The organism is Dietzia sp. ANT_WB102 (assembly GCF_008369165.1).
Lineage (GTDB): Bacteria > Actinomycetota > Actinomycetes > Mycobacteriales > Mycobacteriaceae > Dietzia.
The window spans coordinates 2,323,765-2,338,678 of sequence record NZ_VOBA01000001.1 but is presented as its reverse complement, the minus strand read 5'-3'; the positions used below and the strand labels follow the sequence as shown (position 1 = coordinate 2,338,678).

At 70.5% G+C, this 14,914-nt stretch carries 14 protein-coding genes; all 14 read right to left on the bottom strand.

Going from position 1 to position 14,914, the window contains the following annotated elements; genetic code table 11:
- Positions 1-19 precede the first annotated feature (19 nt).
- The 14 genes from whiA to FQ137_RS10710 all read right to left on the bottom strand — a co-directional run bounded on the left by whiA (position 20) and on the right by FQ137_RS10710 (position 14,899).
- A complete protein-coding gene (whiA, locus tag FQ137_RS10775) occupies positions 20-1,003 on the bottom strand; it encodes a DNA-binding protein WhiA (protein ID WP_149292375.1) in 984 nt (327 codons plus the stop codon).
- A gap of 37 nt (positions 1,004-1,040) precedes the next feature.
- A complete protein-coding gene (gene yvcK, locus FQ137_RS10770) occupies positions 1,041-2,027 on the bottom strand; it encodes a uridine diphosphate-N-acetylglucosamine-binding protein YvcK (protein WP_149292374.1) in 987 nt (328 codons plus the stop codon).
- A gap of 8 nt (positions 2,028-2,035) precedes the next feature.
- Entirely contained in the window at positions 2,036-2,926 is an 891-nt protein-coding gene (gene rapZ / locus FQ137_RS10765; protein ID WP_149292373.1) for an RNase adapter RapZ, read from the bottom strand.
- Positions 2,927-2,932: 6 nt separating this feature from the next.
- Positions 2,933-5,002, bottom strand: coding sequence for an excinuclease ABC subunit UvrC (gene uvrC / locus FQ137_RS10760; RefSeq protein WP_149292372.1), 2,070 nt, complete (start codon positions 5,000-5,002; stop codon positions 2,933-2,935).
- Between the two features lie 6 nt (positions 5,003-5,008).
- Complete coding sequence (locus FQ137_RS10755) at positions 5,009-5,482, bottom strand: PH domain-containing protein (RefSeq protein WP_149292371.1); 474 nt, start codon at positions 5,480-5,482, stop codon at positions 5,009-5,011.
- A complete protein-coding gene (gene ribH / locus FQ137_RS10750) occupies positions 5,479-5,955 on the bottom strand; it encodes a 6,7-dimethyl-8-ribityllumazine synthase (RefSeq protein ID WP_149292370.1) in 477 nt (158 codons plus the stop codon). The genes FQ137_RS10755 and ribH overlap by 4 nt, the downstream gene beginning before the upstream one ends.
- A complete protein-coding gene (locus FQ137_RS10745; protein WP_149292369.1) occupies positions 5,952-7,220 on the bottom strand; it encodes a bifunctional 3,4-dihydroxy-2-butanone-4-phosphate synthase/GTP cyclohydrolase II in 1,269 nt (422 codons plus the stop codon). The genes ribH and FQ137_RS10745 overlap by 4 nt, the downstream gene beginning before the upstream one ends.
- A gap of 73 nt (positions 7,221-7,293) precedes the next feature.
- A complete protein-coding gene (locus tag FQ137_RS10740; RefSeq protein WP_149292368.1) occupies positions 7,294-7,917 on the bottom strand; it encodes a riboflavin synthase in 624 nt (207 codons plus the stop codon).
- Positions 7,917-9,020, bottom strand: a complete 1,104-nt coding sequence (ribD, locus tag FQ137_RS10735; protein WP_149292792.1) for a bifunctional diaminohydroxyphosphoribosylaminopyrimidine deaminase/5-amino-6-(5-phosphoribosylamino)uracil reductase RibD — start codon at positions 9,018-9,020, stop codon at positions 7,917-7,919. The genes FQ137_RS10740 and ribD overlap by 1 nt, the downstream gene beginning before the upstream one ends.
- Positions 9,021-9,022: 2 nt before the next feature.
- Positions 9,023-9,691 (bottom strand): ribulose-phosphate 3-epimerase, encoded by a 669-nt coding sequence (rpe, locus tag FQ137_RS10730; protein ID WP_149292367.1) that lies wholly within the window; start codon positions 9,689-9,691, stop codon positions 9,023-9,025.
- A gap of 71 nt (positions 9,692-9,762) precedes the next feature.
- Positions 9,763-11,265 (bottom strand): RsmB/NOP family class I SAM-dependent RNA methyltransferase, encoded by a 1,503-nt coding sequence (locus tag FQ137_RS10725; protein ID WP_149292366.1) that lies wholly within the window; start codon positions 11,263-11,265, stop codon positions 9,763-9,765.
- Positions 11,262-12,194, bottom strand: coding sequence for a methionyl-tRNA formyltransferase (gene fmt, locus FQ137_RS10720; RefSeq protein ID WP_149292365.1), 933 nt, complete (start codon positions 12,192-12,194; stop codon positions 11,262-11,264). Before fmt ends, FQ137_RS10725 begins: the two co-directional genes overlap by 4 nt.
- Before the next feature lie 2 nt (positions 12,195-12,196).
- Positions 12,197-12,751 carry a peptide deformylase gene (gene def / locus FQ137_RS10715; RefSeq protein WP_149292364.1) on the bottom strand — a complete coding sequence of 185 codons (555 nt, stop codon included), beginning with the start codon at positions 12,749-12,751 and terminating at the stop codon, positions 12,197-12,199.
- A 102-nt stretch (positions 12,752-12,853) separates the two neighbouring features.
- On the bottom strand, positions 12,854-14,899 hold the full coding sequence (locus FQ137_RS10710) for a primosomal protein N' (RefSeq protein ID WP_149292363.1): 2,046 nt from the start codon (positions 14,897-14,899) through the stop codon (positions 12,854-12,856).
- Between the last annotated feature and the right edge of the window lie 15 nt (positions 14,900-14,914).

Genomic DNA, 14,914 nt, shown 5'->3' with positions numbered 1-14,914 from the left:
AGGGTGCTCGGCGGGAGGATCAGGCGTCGTCGAGCATGTCCTCGGTGACGACGGACTCGGTGTCCGGGATCCCGAGTTCGGCGGCTTTGCGGTCCGCCATGGACAGCAACCTCCTGATGCGACCGGCGACAGCGTCCTTGGTCATGGGCGGATCCGCGAGCTGACCGAGCTCCTCGAGCGAGGACTGGCGGTGCTGCACGCGGAGTTCACCGGCGGAGAGCAGATGGTCGGGGACATCCTCGGCGAGGATCTCGAGGGCGCGTTGGACACGGGCAGCCGCGGCCACCGCGGCCCGGGCCGAACGCCGGAGATTCGCGTCGTCGAAGTTGGCGAGCCGGTTGGCGGTAGCGCGGACCTCGCCGCGAGAGCGACGTTCTTCCCAGATTTCCCTGGTGGAGGACGCGCCCAGACGCGCCAGGAGCACCCCGATCGCTTCGCCGTCCCGGATCACCACGCGGTCCCCGCCTCGGACCTCGCGGGCCTTGGCGGTCACACCGAGCCGGCGCGCGGCCCCGACAAGCGCCATCGCCGCCTCCGCCCCCGGAGCGGTGACCTCCAGAGCGGAGGAGCGGCCGGGCTTGGTGAGTGATCCGTGAGCGAGGAACGCACCTCGCCACGCCGCTTCGGCGGCTGCGACGGAGCCGCCGACGACCGCAGCCGGCAGGCCCCGGACCGTCCGACCGGCGTTGTCGACCAGCCCGAGCTGACGGGCGAGGTCGGCGCCGCGGTCGATGACCCGCAGGACGAACTTGCGAGCGGGGCGCCCACCCGAGGCCCCGATCGGGTGGATCTCACAGGAGACGGAGAACAGGTCGTCGAGTTCACCGGCGAGACGATCCGCGATCTCCCCGGAGTCCACCTCCGCCTCGATGACGAGGCGATTGGACAGGACTTGGAGGGTGCCGGCGAACCTCAGCAGTGCGGCCACCTCGGCCTTCCTGGTCTCGGAGTTCCCCACCGGGACCCTCACCAGTTCGGACTTGACCTGCGCGGTCAGCGACACGCCCTGCTCCTTCGTTCTCGAGTCATGGCCCCGCCCCTCATCGCACCGAGTCGGCGAGCGCCGAAGCCAGCAGTGCGGGGTCGTGGACAGGCCTCATCGTCCCATCCGTTGCGGTCTTGGCGATCTCCGCGGTCATCACACGGGCTCCGAGCCCCGCCGCGGCCCGCTCGAGATGCTCGCGTTCGGTGGCACTCAGCGGCATCCTTGAGTCGACAAGCAAGATGTCGAAGTCGACCTCCGGCGCGTGCTGACGTAGAACATGCAGGTGCTGCTCGGCGGAGAACCCGGCGGTCTCCCCCGGCTGGGGTGCGAGGTTGAGGACCAGGGCTTTGGTCGCCGTGGTCTGCCTGAGGGCTGCGGCGATCTCCGGCACGAGCACATTGGGGATGACGCTGGTGAACCACGATCCGGGGCCGAGGACCACCAGGTCCGCGCCCGCGATCGCCTCGACCACGCCCTCCGCGGCCGGCGGAGCGTCGGGGATGAGCGTGACGCGGCGGACGCTGCCCGGGGTCGTCGCGACCGCAACCTGCCCGATGATCGTCCTGACGACGCGGGGGTCGGCTTCGAGGCCGACCACCTCCGCCGCGATGTCGAGTGCAACTGGGGACATCGGGAGTACGCGGCCCGTGACGCCGAGGATCGAGCCCACTGCGTCGAGCGCGTCGATCGGATCGCCCAGCAGCTCCCACAGTCCGGCGAAGACGAGGTTGCCCACCGCGTGTCCTGCCAGGGCTCCGGTCCCCCCGTAGCGATGTTGGAAGAGTCTCGTGAGCAGCGTGTCCTCGTCGTCATCGGCGGCGAGGGCACACAGGGCCATCCGTAGGTCTCCCGGCGGGAGGATGCCGAGTTCGCGTCGTAGGCGCCCTGAGGAGCCGCCGTCGTCGGCGACCGTCACCACCGCGGTGATGTGGTCGGCGACGAGCCGCGCGGCGCGCAGGGTCGCGGACAGGCCGTGGCCGCCCCCGAGTGCCACGAGCGAAGGGATGGTGCTGGTGGCGGCGCTGCCGCTGACGTTTGGCACGGCTGTCCTCACTCCCGCCCGAGGTCGCGGTGGCGCACGTGGACGTCCACCGCGCCCAGCCCGGAGAGTCTGTGCGCGAGCGACTCGGAGATGGCCACGCTGCGGTGCTTACCACCGGTGCAGCCGACAGCGATAGTCATATAGCGCTTGCCCTCACGCCGGTACCCGGTCATGGCCAGCCGGATCATGGTGACCGCGGCGCGGAGGTACTCCTCGATTGTCTCGTCGGCGAGAACGTAGTCCTGGACGGACTTGTCGCGCCCGGTGTGCGGCTGGAGTTCGGGTATCCAATGCGGATTGGGCAGGAACCGCATGTCGAGCAGCATGTCTACATCCACCGGGACGCCGTACTTGAACCCGAACGACTCGACTGTCAGGTGGAAGTCGAACCCGAGGTCACCAAAGGGGGTCTCCAGACGGTGGCGGAGGTCGTGCACGCTGAGAGCGGTGGTGTCCACGACGACGTCGGCGCGTCCGCGGAGACCCTCGAGGATCCTGCGCTCGCGGGTGATGCCGTCGATCAGCCCGCCTCCGGACTGGAGGGGGTGGGAGCGACGGACATTGTTGAACCGGCTGACGAGTGCCTCGTCGGAGGCCTCGAGGAACAGGATTCGCGCCTGTGGTCGCCCGCCGAACAGTTCGAGAAGCTCGCCGAGGTGCTCGTCGAACCCGAGACTGCGCGTATCGGCGACGATCGCCAGACGGTGGGGTCCGTCGTCGGATATCTCGACTCGCGCGACCAGCTCGGCCACGAATGCCAGCGGCAGATTGTCGACGACGTACCAGCCGAACTCCTCGAGAACCTTGGACGCGGTCCCCTTGCCGGCCCCCGACATACCGCTGATCAACAGGAGTTCGCGCTCCTGCACACCGCGGCCGTCACCAGCACTGTCGTTCATCGTGCGTCACCTCGCGTTGTCAGTCCGGCCCCGGTCGGGTCCTTCGCCTGAGTCTTGCACGTCGGTGGCGGCCGTGTCCGTGGGCTCAGCACCGGAGTCGAGCGTCGCGCGGATCGCGGCAGCGACCCCCGGTCCGATCCCCGGCACTGCGCACAGCTCGTCGGTGCTCGCTGCCCGCAACGCGGACACGGTGGGAAACTTCTCCACCAACGCCGCCCGCCGCGTGGGCCCGAGCCCCGGAACGTCATCGAGCACGGACGCGGTCATCCGCTTGGACCGCGCGCCGCGGTGTGCCCGGATCGCGAACCTGTGGGCCTCGTCGCGGAGCCGCTGCAGGAGGAACAGGCCCTCCCCGTGGCGCGGGAAGATCACGGGATACTCCTCGCCGGGCAGCCAGATCTCCTCGAGGCGCTTTGCGATGCCGATCACCGGGACATCGGTGACCCCGAGCTCGGACAGGACCTCCGCGGCCGCCTCCACCTGGGGTCGACCGCCGTCGACCACGAAGAGCTGCGGCGGATAGGCGAACCGACGCGCGGCGGGGGCCGTCTCCGAGTCGATGCCAACGTCATCGACTGGACCATCGGCCTCGTCCGGGGTGGTGGCGGGGTCCTCGTGGTGGCGTCGGAAGCGGCGACGGGTGACCTCCGCGATGCTCCCGACATCGTCGGAATGGCCGTCACCGGCTGCGTCGCGAATGCGATAAAGGCGGTAGTCACTCTTGCGTGGAATGCCGTCCTCGAAGACCACGAGCGATGCCATAACGTCGGTGCCCTGGGTGTGGGAGATGTCGACGCATTCGATTCGCAGCGGTGCCGAATCCAACTCGAGGGTCTCCTGGATCTCCTGCAGCGCTGCGGAACGGGCGGTGAGGTCGCCGCTGCGGCGCAGCTTGTGCTGCGTCAGCGCCTCGACGGCGTTGCGGTGGACGGTCTCGGCCAGGGCTCGCTTGTCGCCTCGCTGCGGCACCCGTAGCGAGACACGGGCCCCGCGCAGGCCCGAGAGCCAGTCGGCGAGCTCCTCCGAGTCCTCGGGCAGGGCGGGCACCAGCACCTCGCGGGGAACGGCGGCCGCGATGTCGCCGGATTCGGCCGCCTCGGCAAGGTCGGCCTCGCCACCGTAGAACTGGGCGAGGTAGTCGGACACGACACCGGGCACGGCCCTGGACGCGTCGAACTCGCCGTCCTCGTCCACCCCGTGTGCGTGTTCGACCACCCACCCGCGCTGACCACGGATACGACCCCCACGAACGTGGAAGACCTGGACCGAGACCTGCAGTTCGTCGACCTCGACGCCCACCACGTCGGCATCCGTGCCGTCGCCCAGGACGACAGACTGCTTCTCCATGGCGCGTCGCATGGCGCCGAGATCGTCACGAAGTCGCGCGGCTCGCTCGAAATCGAGATCCGCGGAGGCCTCGAGCATCCGCTTCTCTATGCGGCGCATGATCGAGTCGGTGCGTCCGGCGAGGAAGTCGATGAGTTCGTTGACGATCACCCGGTGTTCGTCCGGGGTGACCCGACCGATGCACGGCGCCGCGCATTTGTCGATGTACCCGAGTAGGCAAGGTCTTCCGAGCTGTGCCTGCCGTTTGAACACCCCGGCCGAACACGAGCGGACGGGGAACACTCGCTGCAGCGTGTCGAGCGTGTCACGGATCGCCCATGCGTGCGAGTAGGGCCCGAAGTAGCGAGTGCCCGGGCGCCGGGGACCCCGGTAGACGAATGCCCGAGGGAACTCCTCGCCGACGGTGACCGCCAGCATGGGATAGGTCTTGTCGTCGCGGTAACGGACATTGAACCGCGGGTCGTATTTCTTGATCCACGTGTATTCGAGCTGCAGGGCCTCCACTTCGGTGGCCACGACCGTCCACTGCACGCCGGCTGCGGCGAGGACCATCTGCCGTGTCCGAGGGTGCAGCACGGACAGGTCGGCGAAATAGGAGCTCAGCCGACTACGGAGATTCTTGGCCTTCCCGACGTAGATGACGCGTCCGTGTTCGTCACGGAAGCGGTAGACCCCCGGCTCAGTGGGGATCGAGCCTGGGGCCGGGCGGTAGGTACGCGGATCGGCCACGGCGTATCAGCGGTCGGCGACGGTCTCGGGATCGGCGGCCGAGGGTTTGTGGGCGCGGACGGCCTCGCGCAGGCGCGCCATGCCGTCGATCCCGTACTGACCGTCGATGGTCTGAATGGCCCAGATACCGGCGTGTTCGTAGGCGGGTAGCTCGAGCCGGGGCCAGTAACTGGATCGGGGGAAGGTCAGTCCCACGATGTCGTCCCAGCCCCAGGTCCGCAGCCGAAGCGGGCCACGTAACTCGACGCCCTGCGGCCCGACCCGTACGCGGATCCGCAGGAGAGTGAGCAGGAGACCGGCGAAGATGAAGCCGATCACCACGAAGGCCAGTTGGTCGGCGAGACCGATCGTCACCCCGGTGTCTCCGCGGACCAGGACGACCGCCCAGACCATGTGGACGATGACGATGAGCACTGACACTGCGATCGCGGTGCTGCGCATCCTGCGGGGCCGGTGCTCGAACTCCCAGGTCTCGTTCATCGACCGGTCCTGAGGTCGCGGAGGGTGATGGCGGCGCCGAGAGCGGCGGCCACGGCCTCTCCCCCCTTGTCCTCGGTGGCCCCTTCGTGACCGTCTCGGTCGCGGGCCTGGTCCTCGTCGTCGGTCGTGAGCACCCCGTGGGCAACGGGAGTGGCCTCATCGAGTGCGACGCGGGTTAGACCGTCGGTCACGGAGCGGCACACGAAGTCGAAATGCGGCGTCGCACCCCGGATGACCACGCCGAGTGCGACCACGGCGTCGTGTGTCCGTGCGAGTTCCTGGGCCACGACCGGCAACTCGACGGCGCCTGTCACTCTGGCCATCGTGGTCACTGCGCCGGAGGCCTCGGCGACAGCGAGCGCGCGGTCCACCAGTTGCGTACAGATCTCTTGGTGCCATGTCGAGGCCACCACGCCGAGCCGCAGCCCGCGGGCGTCAGGGACCACCAGTTCCGGTCTACCGCTGCCGCTCATCGCTGATCCTCTCCGTCCACATCCGCGCCGGCCGGACCGGCGGGTCCCTCGTCGAGCCCCTCGAGCAGGTGGCCCATCCGGTCGCGCTTGGTGCGCAGGTACCTCACGTTCTCCGAGGTGACGGCCGTGGGCATGGGCACCCGGGCGACCACCTCCACCCCACCGGCCCGCAGTGCGTCCGCCTTGGCGGGGTTGTTGGTCATCAGACGTACGCGGGTCACCCCGAGGTCGCGGAGCATCTGCGCGGCCAAGCTGAAGTCGCGGGCGTCGGCGGGCAGGCCAAGATCGAGGTTGGCATCGACCGTGTCACGCCCCGAGTCCTGTAACTGGTAGGCGCGTAACTTCTGGACCAGGCCGATCCCTCGGCCCTCGTGTCCACGCATGTAGAGAACCACCCCGCGCCCCTCCTCGCACACCGCGGCGACCGCCGCGTCGAGCTGCGGCCCGCAGTCGCAGCGCAGCGAGTGAAAGACGTCACCGGTCAGGCACTCGGAGTGAATGCGAACTGAGACCGGCTCATCCCCGGAGATATCGCCCGCGACCATGGCCACGTGTTCCACCCCCTGCAGCGTGTCGCGGTATCCGTGCGCGAACATCGTGCCCGCCGGGGTCGGGATCCGGGCCGCGGCTTCGTGCACCACCTGGACCTCGTGCGCGCGCCGCCAGGACTGCAGGGCCTCGATGGTGACCATTGCGAGCCCGTGTTCATCGGCGAACCGCCGGAGTTCGGGGGTGCGCGCCATGGAGGTGGGGTCGTCCTCGGAGACGATCTCGCAGATGACACCAGCGGGTCGCAGGCCCGCCAGGCGCGCCAGGTCCACCGCGGCTTCTGTATGGCCGGGCCGGGTGAGCACGCCGCCGGGCCGGGCGCGCAACGGCACCACGTGACCTGGTCGAGTGAAGTCACCGGGCACGGTGTCCTCGGCGGCGAGCAGCATCGCGGTCCGGGCGCGGTCGGCGGCCGAGATGCCGGTGGAGACACCGGTGCGTGCGTCGACGGTCACGGTGTAGGCGGTGTCGTGGCGGTCCTCGTTAATGGCGCGCATCGGCGGCAGGTCCAGCCGAAGACAGTCCTCGGCCTCGAGTGCGACGCACACGTAGCCGGAGGAGTACCGCACGAGAAAGCCCATCAGTTCGGGCGTGGCGAGTTCGGCGGCGAAGATCAGATCGCCCTCGTTCTCGCGGTCCTCACTGTCCACCACCACCACGGCCCGTCCCGCCGCGATGTCGGCGATGGCTCGCTCAATGCCGTCGAAGGTGGTCACTGCTGCGGATTCTCCTATGTCTGACGGTCCCGGGCGGCGGCCGCGGGCGCGGGCTCAAGTATGGCGCATCCGGTCACTGTGACCCCCCACCGCGTCCGCCGAGCAGTCGCTCGACGTACTTGGCCAGCACGTCCACCTCGAGATTGACCGGATCTCCCTCGCCCAGCCCGCCAAGGATCGTCGCGTCGAGGGTAGTGGGGATGAGGGACACGTCGAACCATGGATCGGGCTCGTCCGTGGCGCTGATCGCGGACACCGTCAGCGAGGTCCCGGAGACCGTGATGGACCCCTTCTCCACCACGTACCGACTGAGGTCGGCCGGTAGCGAGATCCGCACGACGTGCCAGTGCTCGTGTTCCACGCGGCTGATCACGCGGCCGGTGCCGTCGACGTGTCCCTGGACGATGTGCCCGCCGAACCGAGCGTCCGCGCGCATGGCGCGTTCGAGGTTGACGGGGTCGCCCGGGGAGAGCGCGCCGAGGGCGGTCCGGTCAAGAGTCTCGGCCATCACGTCGGCGTCGAAGTACTCCCCCGGCCGCCACTCGGTCACGGTCAGGCATACACCGTTGACGGCGATGGAATCGCCGTGGTGGGCGTCGGCGGTGACCAGTGGTCCCTGTATGCGGAGGCGGGCGGAGTCCCCTGTCGTCTCAATCGAGTCGAGCGTTCCGAGTTCCTCCACGATTCCGGTGAACATCAGCGGGGTCCTCTCGTTGGTGCGATCGCGTTCGCGGGTCGTGTCAGGTGCAGGTGGACGTCGTCGCCCAGGACCGTGGTCTCGCGGATCCGGAAACCGTGGGCGGCGGAGAGCGTGTCAACCCCGGCGCCGGAAACGGCCGGGCGGCCCGCTCCCAGTACTAGGGGCGCGAGGTAGGCGTCGACCTCGTCGACCAGCTCGGCGGCGAGGAACGCGCCCGCGAGCCGGGGTCCACCCTCGATGAGGACGTGGGAGACGTCGCCGAGCAGACCCAGCGCTTCGGCGGGGTCGCGGGTGGCCAGGTGTCGGAACCGGCCGTCAGTCCCGCGGACCGCTGAGTCGACAGGCACGTCGGAGAGCCCCATCACTGCTCGGAGGGGCTGACGAGCGGTGAGCCGTCCGTCGTCGGTGCGGGCGGTGAGCGACGGGTCGTCGGCGCGAAGCGTTCCGGTCCCGACGACGAGGGCGTCGATCTCCTGCCGCCTGGCGTGGGCGTGGCTGCGCGAAACGGGCCCGGTGATCCACTTGCTCGTTCCGTCCGCCGCCGCCACCCTGCCGTCCAGGCTCGCTGCGTACTTCCAGGTGACGAGGGGCCGGCCATGGGCCTGACGGTGTAGCCACGCCCTCAGTGGGCCACTGCGGGAAGCGGCCACCTCGTCGTCGTCGGCCAGTGCGACCTCGACCCCCGCGCGCCGCAGCGTCCCGGCACCGCCGGACGCCTCGGGGTTGGGGTCGGACACCGCGTAGACCACGCGTGCGAGCCCGGCGGCGAGGATGCGACCGGTGCACGGTCCGGTGCGTCCGTGGTGGTCACACGGCTCCAACGTCACCACGATAGTTCCGCCCCGTGCACGATCCCCGGCGTTGTCCAGGGCCACCACCTCGGCGTGGCGTCCCCCCGGAGCCTCGGTGGCGCCAGTGCCCACGACCGCACCGTCGGCATCGAGCACCACCGCGCCGACCGGCGGATTAGGGGTGCACACCCCCAATGCCGAGGCGGAAACGGTGAGCGCCTCGGCGAGGGCGCTCCGCTCGCGGCTACGGGCGTCGGCGACGGGCGTACTCGTCACCGGCGCCTTCGCAACCCCCGGATCGCGCGGCATCGTCACGCCCGCGCGTCGAGCGCCTCGGAGCGCAGGGTCTCGATCATCTCATCGGGGTCTGGTGCACCGTAGACAGCCGATCCGGCCACGAACACGTCGCACCCCGCCGCCGCGCACTCGGTGATGGTGCCCGCGTCGATGCCGCCGTCGATCTGGATGAGCACGTCGAGGCCGCGCCGGTCGATCTCCGCACGCAGCGAACGGACCTTGTCTAAAACCTCGGGCATGAACTTCTGGCCGCCGAATCCCGGCTCGACACTCATCACCAGGACGAGGTCTACGTGGTCGAGCAGTTCGAAGCACAACTCGGCGGGCGTGCCGGGCTTGATGGAGACGCCCGCCTTGCACCCCTTCGCGTGCAGCAGATCGGCGACGGCCTTGGGGTCGTCGGTGGCCTCCACGTGGAAGGTGACGTTGAACGCACCGGCGTCCACGTAGTCGCCGACCCAGCGCGCCGGGTCCTCGATCATGAGATGGCAGTCCATCGGTTTGTCCGTGACCTTCCCCACCGCCTTCGCCACCGGGGCGCCGAAGGACAGGTTGGGCACGAAGTGACCGTCCATCACGTCAACATGAATCCAGTCGGCGGAAGGGATGCGCTCGATCTCCCGGTCCAGGCGGGCGAAGTCGGCGGACAGGATCGACGGCGCGATGAGCGGCTGGTACGACATGCCGCCCAGTCTAGGCGGGACGCGTCGGCGCATCTCGTCCGAGGACCGGGCCCCGCCTGGCGGGGCGGCGATCAGCCCCGCCGCCGCAGTGCAGCCATGAACATCGCGTCGGTCCCGTGACGATGCGGCCACAGCTGCACCCACGGGCCCGCGCCTAGACCATCGACCGGGTGGCCGACAACGTCGGAGAGAATCTCACGGACGTCCAGTAGGTCGACGTCGTCCCGGCGGGCGAACTCACGGACCACCGACACCGTCTCCGACAGGTGGGGAGAGCAGGTCGCGTAGAGGACGACCCCTCCCGGCCGGACCAGGCGCAGGGCCGAATCGAGGAGTTCACGCTGGAGCGTAACCAGGCCGGGGATGTCGGCGGCGGTCTTGCGCCACCGCGCCTCTGGTCGACGACGCAGGGCGCCCAGTCCAGAACATGGAGCATCGAGGAGGATGCGATCGAAGCCCGGCTCCAGACCCGGGTCGCGGCCGTCGGCGGTGTGCACGGTCACCGGCAGGTCCTTGGTGGCGCGGCGGACGAGGTCTGCACGGTGCTCGGAGATCTCCACCCCGGTGAGCGTCGCCTGCTCGATCTCCGCGAGCGCGCCCATCATGACCGCCTTGCCTCCGGGCCCGGCGGCGAGGTCAAGCCACCTCCCCTTGTCCGGTCCGGTCAGCGGGGCGCTGGCAGCGACCAGCGCCACCAGTTGGCTGCCCTCGTCCTGGACCGCGGCGAACCCTTCGCGCACGGCGTCGAGCGCTCCGGGGTCACCGGAATCCAGGTGCACTGCGTACGGTGACAGCTCGCCCTCGGTGCCCCCGGTGACCAGCGCCAGTTCCTCGCCCGTGATCGCGCCTGGGCGTGCGGCCAGGTGGACCTTCGGCCGGGCGTCATCAGCCGCGAGTAGTTCGGGCAGCTCTGCGGCCGCAGCCCCGAGTGAGTCCGCGAATGCGCGGGCGATCCACTCGGGGTGGGCGGTTCCGATAGCCATGCGCGCCACGGGGTCGGTCACACCGTCGCGCAGCGTGTCGACCCACGATTCCAGATCCTTGGCCGCGACCTTGCGCAGGACCGCGTTGACGAACGCTCCCGCCCGACCCAACCCGGCGGTTCGTGCGGCCTCCACGCTGGTGTCGACGGCGGCGTGCGCGCCGATACGGGTGAACAGCAACTGATATGCGCCCAACCGCACGATGTCGAGGACCGGCGGGTCGATCTCCTCGGTGGGTCGGGACGCCGCGAGTGCGATCACCCGATCGAGCAGCCCCTGCGCACGCAGCGTGCCGTAGGTCAGCTCGGTGGCCAGCGCGGCGTCGCGCGCGTCCAGTCCGGCACGGCGCAGTTCCGCCGGCAGGGCCAAGTTGGCGTAGGCGGCGCGTTCCCGTACGGCCACCATCACCGCCAGCGCGACGGTCCGGGAATCCGGCCGGGGCTTCTTCTGTGGCTTCTGCGGCTGGGAGTCCGGACGTCGCCGGCGGTCCGAGTGCGGGCGGTTGCCTCCGCTGCCCTTCGGCCGTCCCCGCCCGCCACTGCGGCGGGGCTCGGGGCCCTGCCCGCGGCCCTGGCGGTCGTCGGCGCTCACTCGAACACCACGTCCTCGTCGAGGCGGGCGCCCCGTACCCAGTCGAGAGCGTTCATCATCTTCTTCCCCGGGGGCTGGATGGTCTCGATGGTCATCGGTACCGTCGCTGTGCCGACCTGGAAGGACTTTTTATCCCAGGCGATACAGCCGGGGCCGAGGTCCGTGGAGCCGTCGCCGCCAGGGCGGGCCGAACCGATTTTCACCCGCTCACCGCCGAGGGTCGTCCACGCGCCGGGGGCCGGGGTGACCGAACGGATGTGCCGATCGACGGCCAGTGCGGGATCGGACCACCGAACGCGGGCGTCGTCGACGGTGAGCTTCGGCGCATGGGAGGCGCCATCCGTCGGTTGGGGGACCGCGCGCAGTTCCCCTGCCTCGATCCCGTCGAGGGTTGCAGCCAGTAGCCCGGCGCCGGACTCGGCCAGCCGACCGAGGAGCTCACCGGCCGTGTCGCGGGGCCTGACGGTCTCGGTCATAGTTCCGAGCACCGGGCCGGTGTCCATGCCCTCGTCCAGCAGGAACGTGGTCGCTCCGGTGACCTCGTCGCCGGCTGCGATGGCGGCGTTGACCGGGGCGGCTCCTCTCCATGCGGGGAGAAGGGAGAAGTGCAGGTTGATCCACCCGTGGGTGGGGATGTCGAGCACGGGCCGGGGAACGAGGTTGCCATAGGCGACCACCGGCACCGCGTCGGGCGCAAGGTCTCGCAGCATCTCGGCGAACTCGGGGTCGCGGACGTTCGTCGGGGTGAGGACGTCGATCCCCGCGGCGTCGGCGGCGGCTGCCACGGGGCTTCGCGACAGTCCCCGGCCGCGGCCGGTGCGGGCGTCCGGGCGTGAGATCACGGCGACCACCTCGTGGCGGTCGCTGTCCAACAGCGCAGTGAGGGAGGGCACGGCGACCTCTGGGGTGCCTGCGAAGACGAGGCGCATCGTCACCTCACCGCCAATGCGTCGGCGAGCTGGTCGTAGATGATGCCGCCGCTCACCGCCGCGCTGCCGAACCAGCTGGCCGAGCGGATCTCGGCCATAGCGGCTCGTCGACTTTCCGGGGTGAGTCGCTGGAGGAACAGGACGCCGTCAAGATGGTCGGTCTCGTGCTGCACGGCGCGGGCGAGGATGCCCTCGGCCTCGAAGCTGACGTGCTTACCGTGCGCGTCGAAACCCCGGGCGCGCACGCGGGCGAACCTCTCGGTGGGCAGGGACACCCCCGGGATCGACAGGCATCCTTCCTTCACCTGCGTCGTGTCCTCGCCGATCGGCTCCCATTCAGGGTTGACCAGGTGTCCCTCGCGCCCGCCGCAGCTGAAGACGAACACGCGGGTGGACAGACCGATCTGGGGCGCCGCGAGTCCGGCGCCCTCCTCGTGCGCGACGGTGTCCATGAGGTCCGCCACGGTGCGTGCCAGCCTGTCGTCGAAGGAGGTGACTGGGTCGGCGGGGGTGCGGAGGACCGGGTCGCCGAAGAGCCGGACGGGATGGACGGTCATGCGTATCGGGTCTCCTGGCAGGCGTCGGTGCTGAACGGCCATTCTAGGCGCTCCGTCGGCGTGCGCCGTCGTCGGCGGTCGACCGAGCCTACGGCGGGGCGGTCAGCCAATGTGGACGGGGTCCAGACGGACCCGGACCGGGTGGCTGTGGCGGCGTCCGGAGCGTCGGAGGACCAGTGCGTGGAGCTCGGCGGCGACCTCGGCGAGGACGGGCGGGGGTACCCGGAAAAGGACGCGCTCCGGGTCCTCCACCTCGTCATGACCGGGGAGCTCCTCCCCCGCGGGCAGATCCACCGGACCCAACACCTCGACACTGTCGGTGAGACGGAAGTCCTCGAGTACCTCGGCGAGCGCGGCGGCCGGACCGTCGACCGCGATCATGTGTACCGCCGGTGGGAAGCCGACCTCGGCGCGGTCTGCGAGCTCCCGTTCGGCCCAACCCTGGGGATCCCAACGGATCAGCGCCTGGGCGACCGCGGACTCGGAATCGGCGGACAGGAACACCCTGCCGCCCTCGTCGGCGGGACGCACGAGCCCGGCGGCCCCGATCCACAGTCGCAGGGCGTGCTGGACGGCACGGAGGTCGGGTCGTCCGAGAAGCGCCCACGAGTCCAGGAGCAGTGCGGCTCCATATCCTCCCTCGGCGACCGGTTCCGCTCCCGGCGTGGTCACGATGATGGCCGGGCTCGCGGGCACGGTGTCCAGGATCTCCCCTCCCCCGCTCGTGCGGATCCGGACACCGGGGAACATCCTGCCCAGCTCTTCGGCGGTGCGGCCGGCCCCCACCACCCCGGCCCGCAGCGCCCGCGATCCGCAGGCCACGCAGCGGAAGCTCGGCTCGGGGGCCCCGCACCATCCGCACGCCAGCTCCACAGGTCCGTAGACCTCGTCCATCCGCCCGGCGCGGAGCGGGCCGTTGCACCGGCGACACCGCGCCGGGGTCCGGCACGACCCGCACAGCAAGGTGGGGATGTACCCCTTCCGGGGCACCTGCACGAGGACCGGGGCGTCCACGTCGATCGCCTCCCGGGCCATGGTCAGCGCCACGGCCGGCAGCCGCGTGCGGCCCCCCGCGACGTCGCGGGCCTGTACGGGATCGGCGTCGGTCACAGCGACCACGCGGGGGGCGAGCTCGCGGGCCAGTCCTGGGCGCGGGCGGATCTCGTGCGCCCACCCAGAGCGGACGTACTGGGCGACCTCGGGGGTCCGATCCACCGACGACAGCAACAGGGGCACGCTTTCGAGGGCCGATCGTTGCGCGGCGACGTCACGCGTGTGGGGATACGGAGCACGCGGTTCGACGAACGAGTCGTCCCCGTCGTCGTGCAGCACGATGAGCCCGAGTTCGGGCAGGGGGGCGAAGACCGCGCTCCGGGTCCCCACGACGATCCGGGCGTGGCCACGGATCGCCCGCAGCCAGCGTCGGTACCGGGCGGACGGCCCAACGCCGGCGGACAGATCCGTCACGAGGTCCCGACCTGCCGCGCCGCCCCCGACGACCTCCCGACAGGCCGCGGTGAGGCGGTCGACGTCCCGCTGGTCCGGGACGATCAGAAGGACCTGGAGCCCACGACGACGCAGGGAATCGGCGAGGGTCGCCAGGGCCCGGGCCCAGTCCCGTCCCGGTGGGACCGTCCACACCCCGCGGGCGGGGACGGCGCCGGTCGCGGCCTCGAGGAACCTCGCGACCATCGGGTGGTCGCCCCACCCCTCCGGCAACTCGACCGGCCCCGCCGATATCCCGAGGGGCGGCCCCGGCTCCGGGACCGACTTCTCGGCGGCGGCATGGCGCGGCGGGATCGCCAACCGGATCACGTCCGAGCGCATGCCCACCCACCGCCGCGCGACCAGGTCGACCAACCGGAGCAGGGCCGGGGTGAGGACGGGCTCGGGTGAGACGACGCGTTCGAGCCAGGCGAGATCCCCCTGGTGATCGCTTTGCGCGCGCCGCTCGATGAGGAAACCGTCGACCAGCCGGCCGGCGAACCTCACCCGCACCCGCACCCCCGGGGCTGCCTCGGCGGAGAGGGCCTCGGGTACCAGGTAGTCGAATTCCCGGTCGAGGTGAGGGATCCCGAGCAACGGCAGGACCCGGGCAACGGGGGCGTCAGCCGCCGCGACCCGGGTCGCTGGGCGCGTGGTGGTCACGTCCGGAATCCTCGC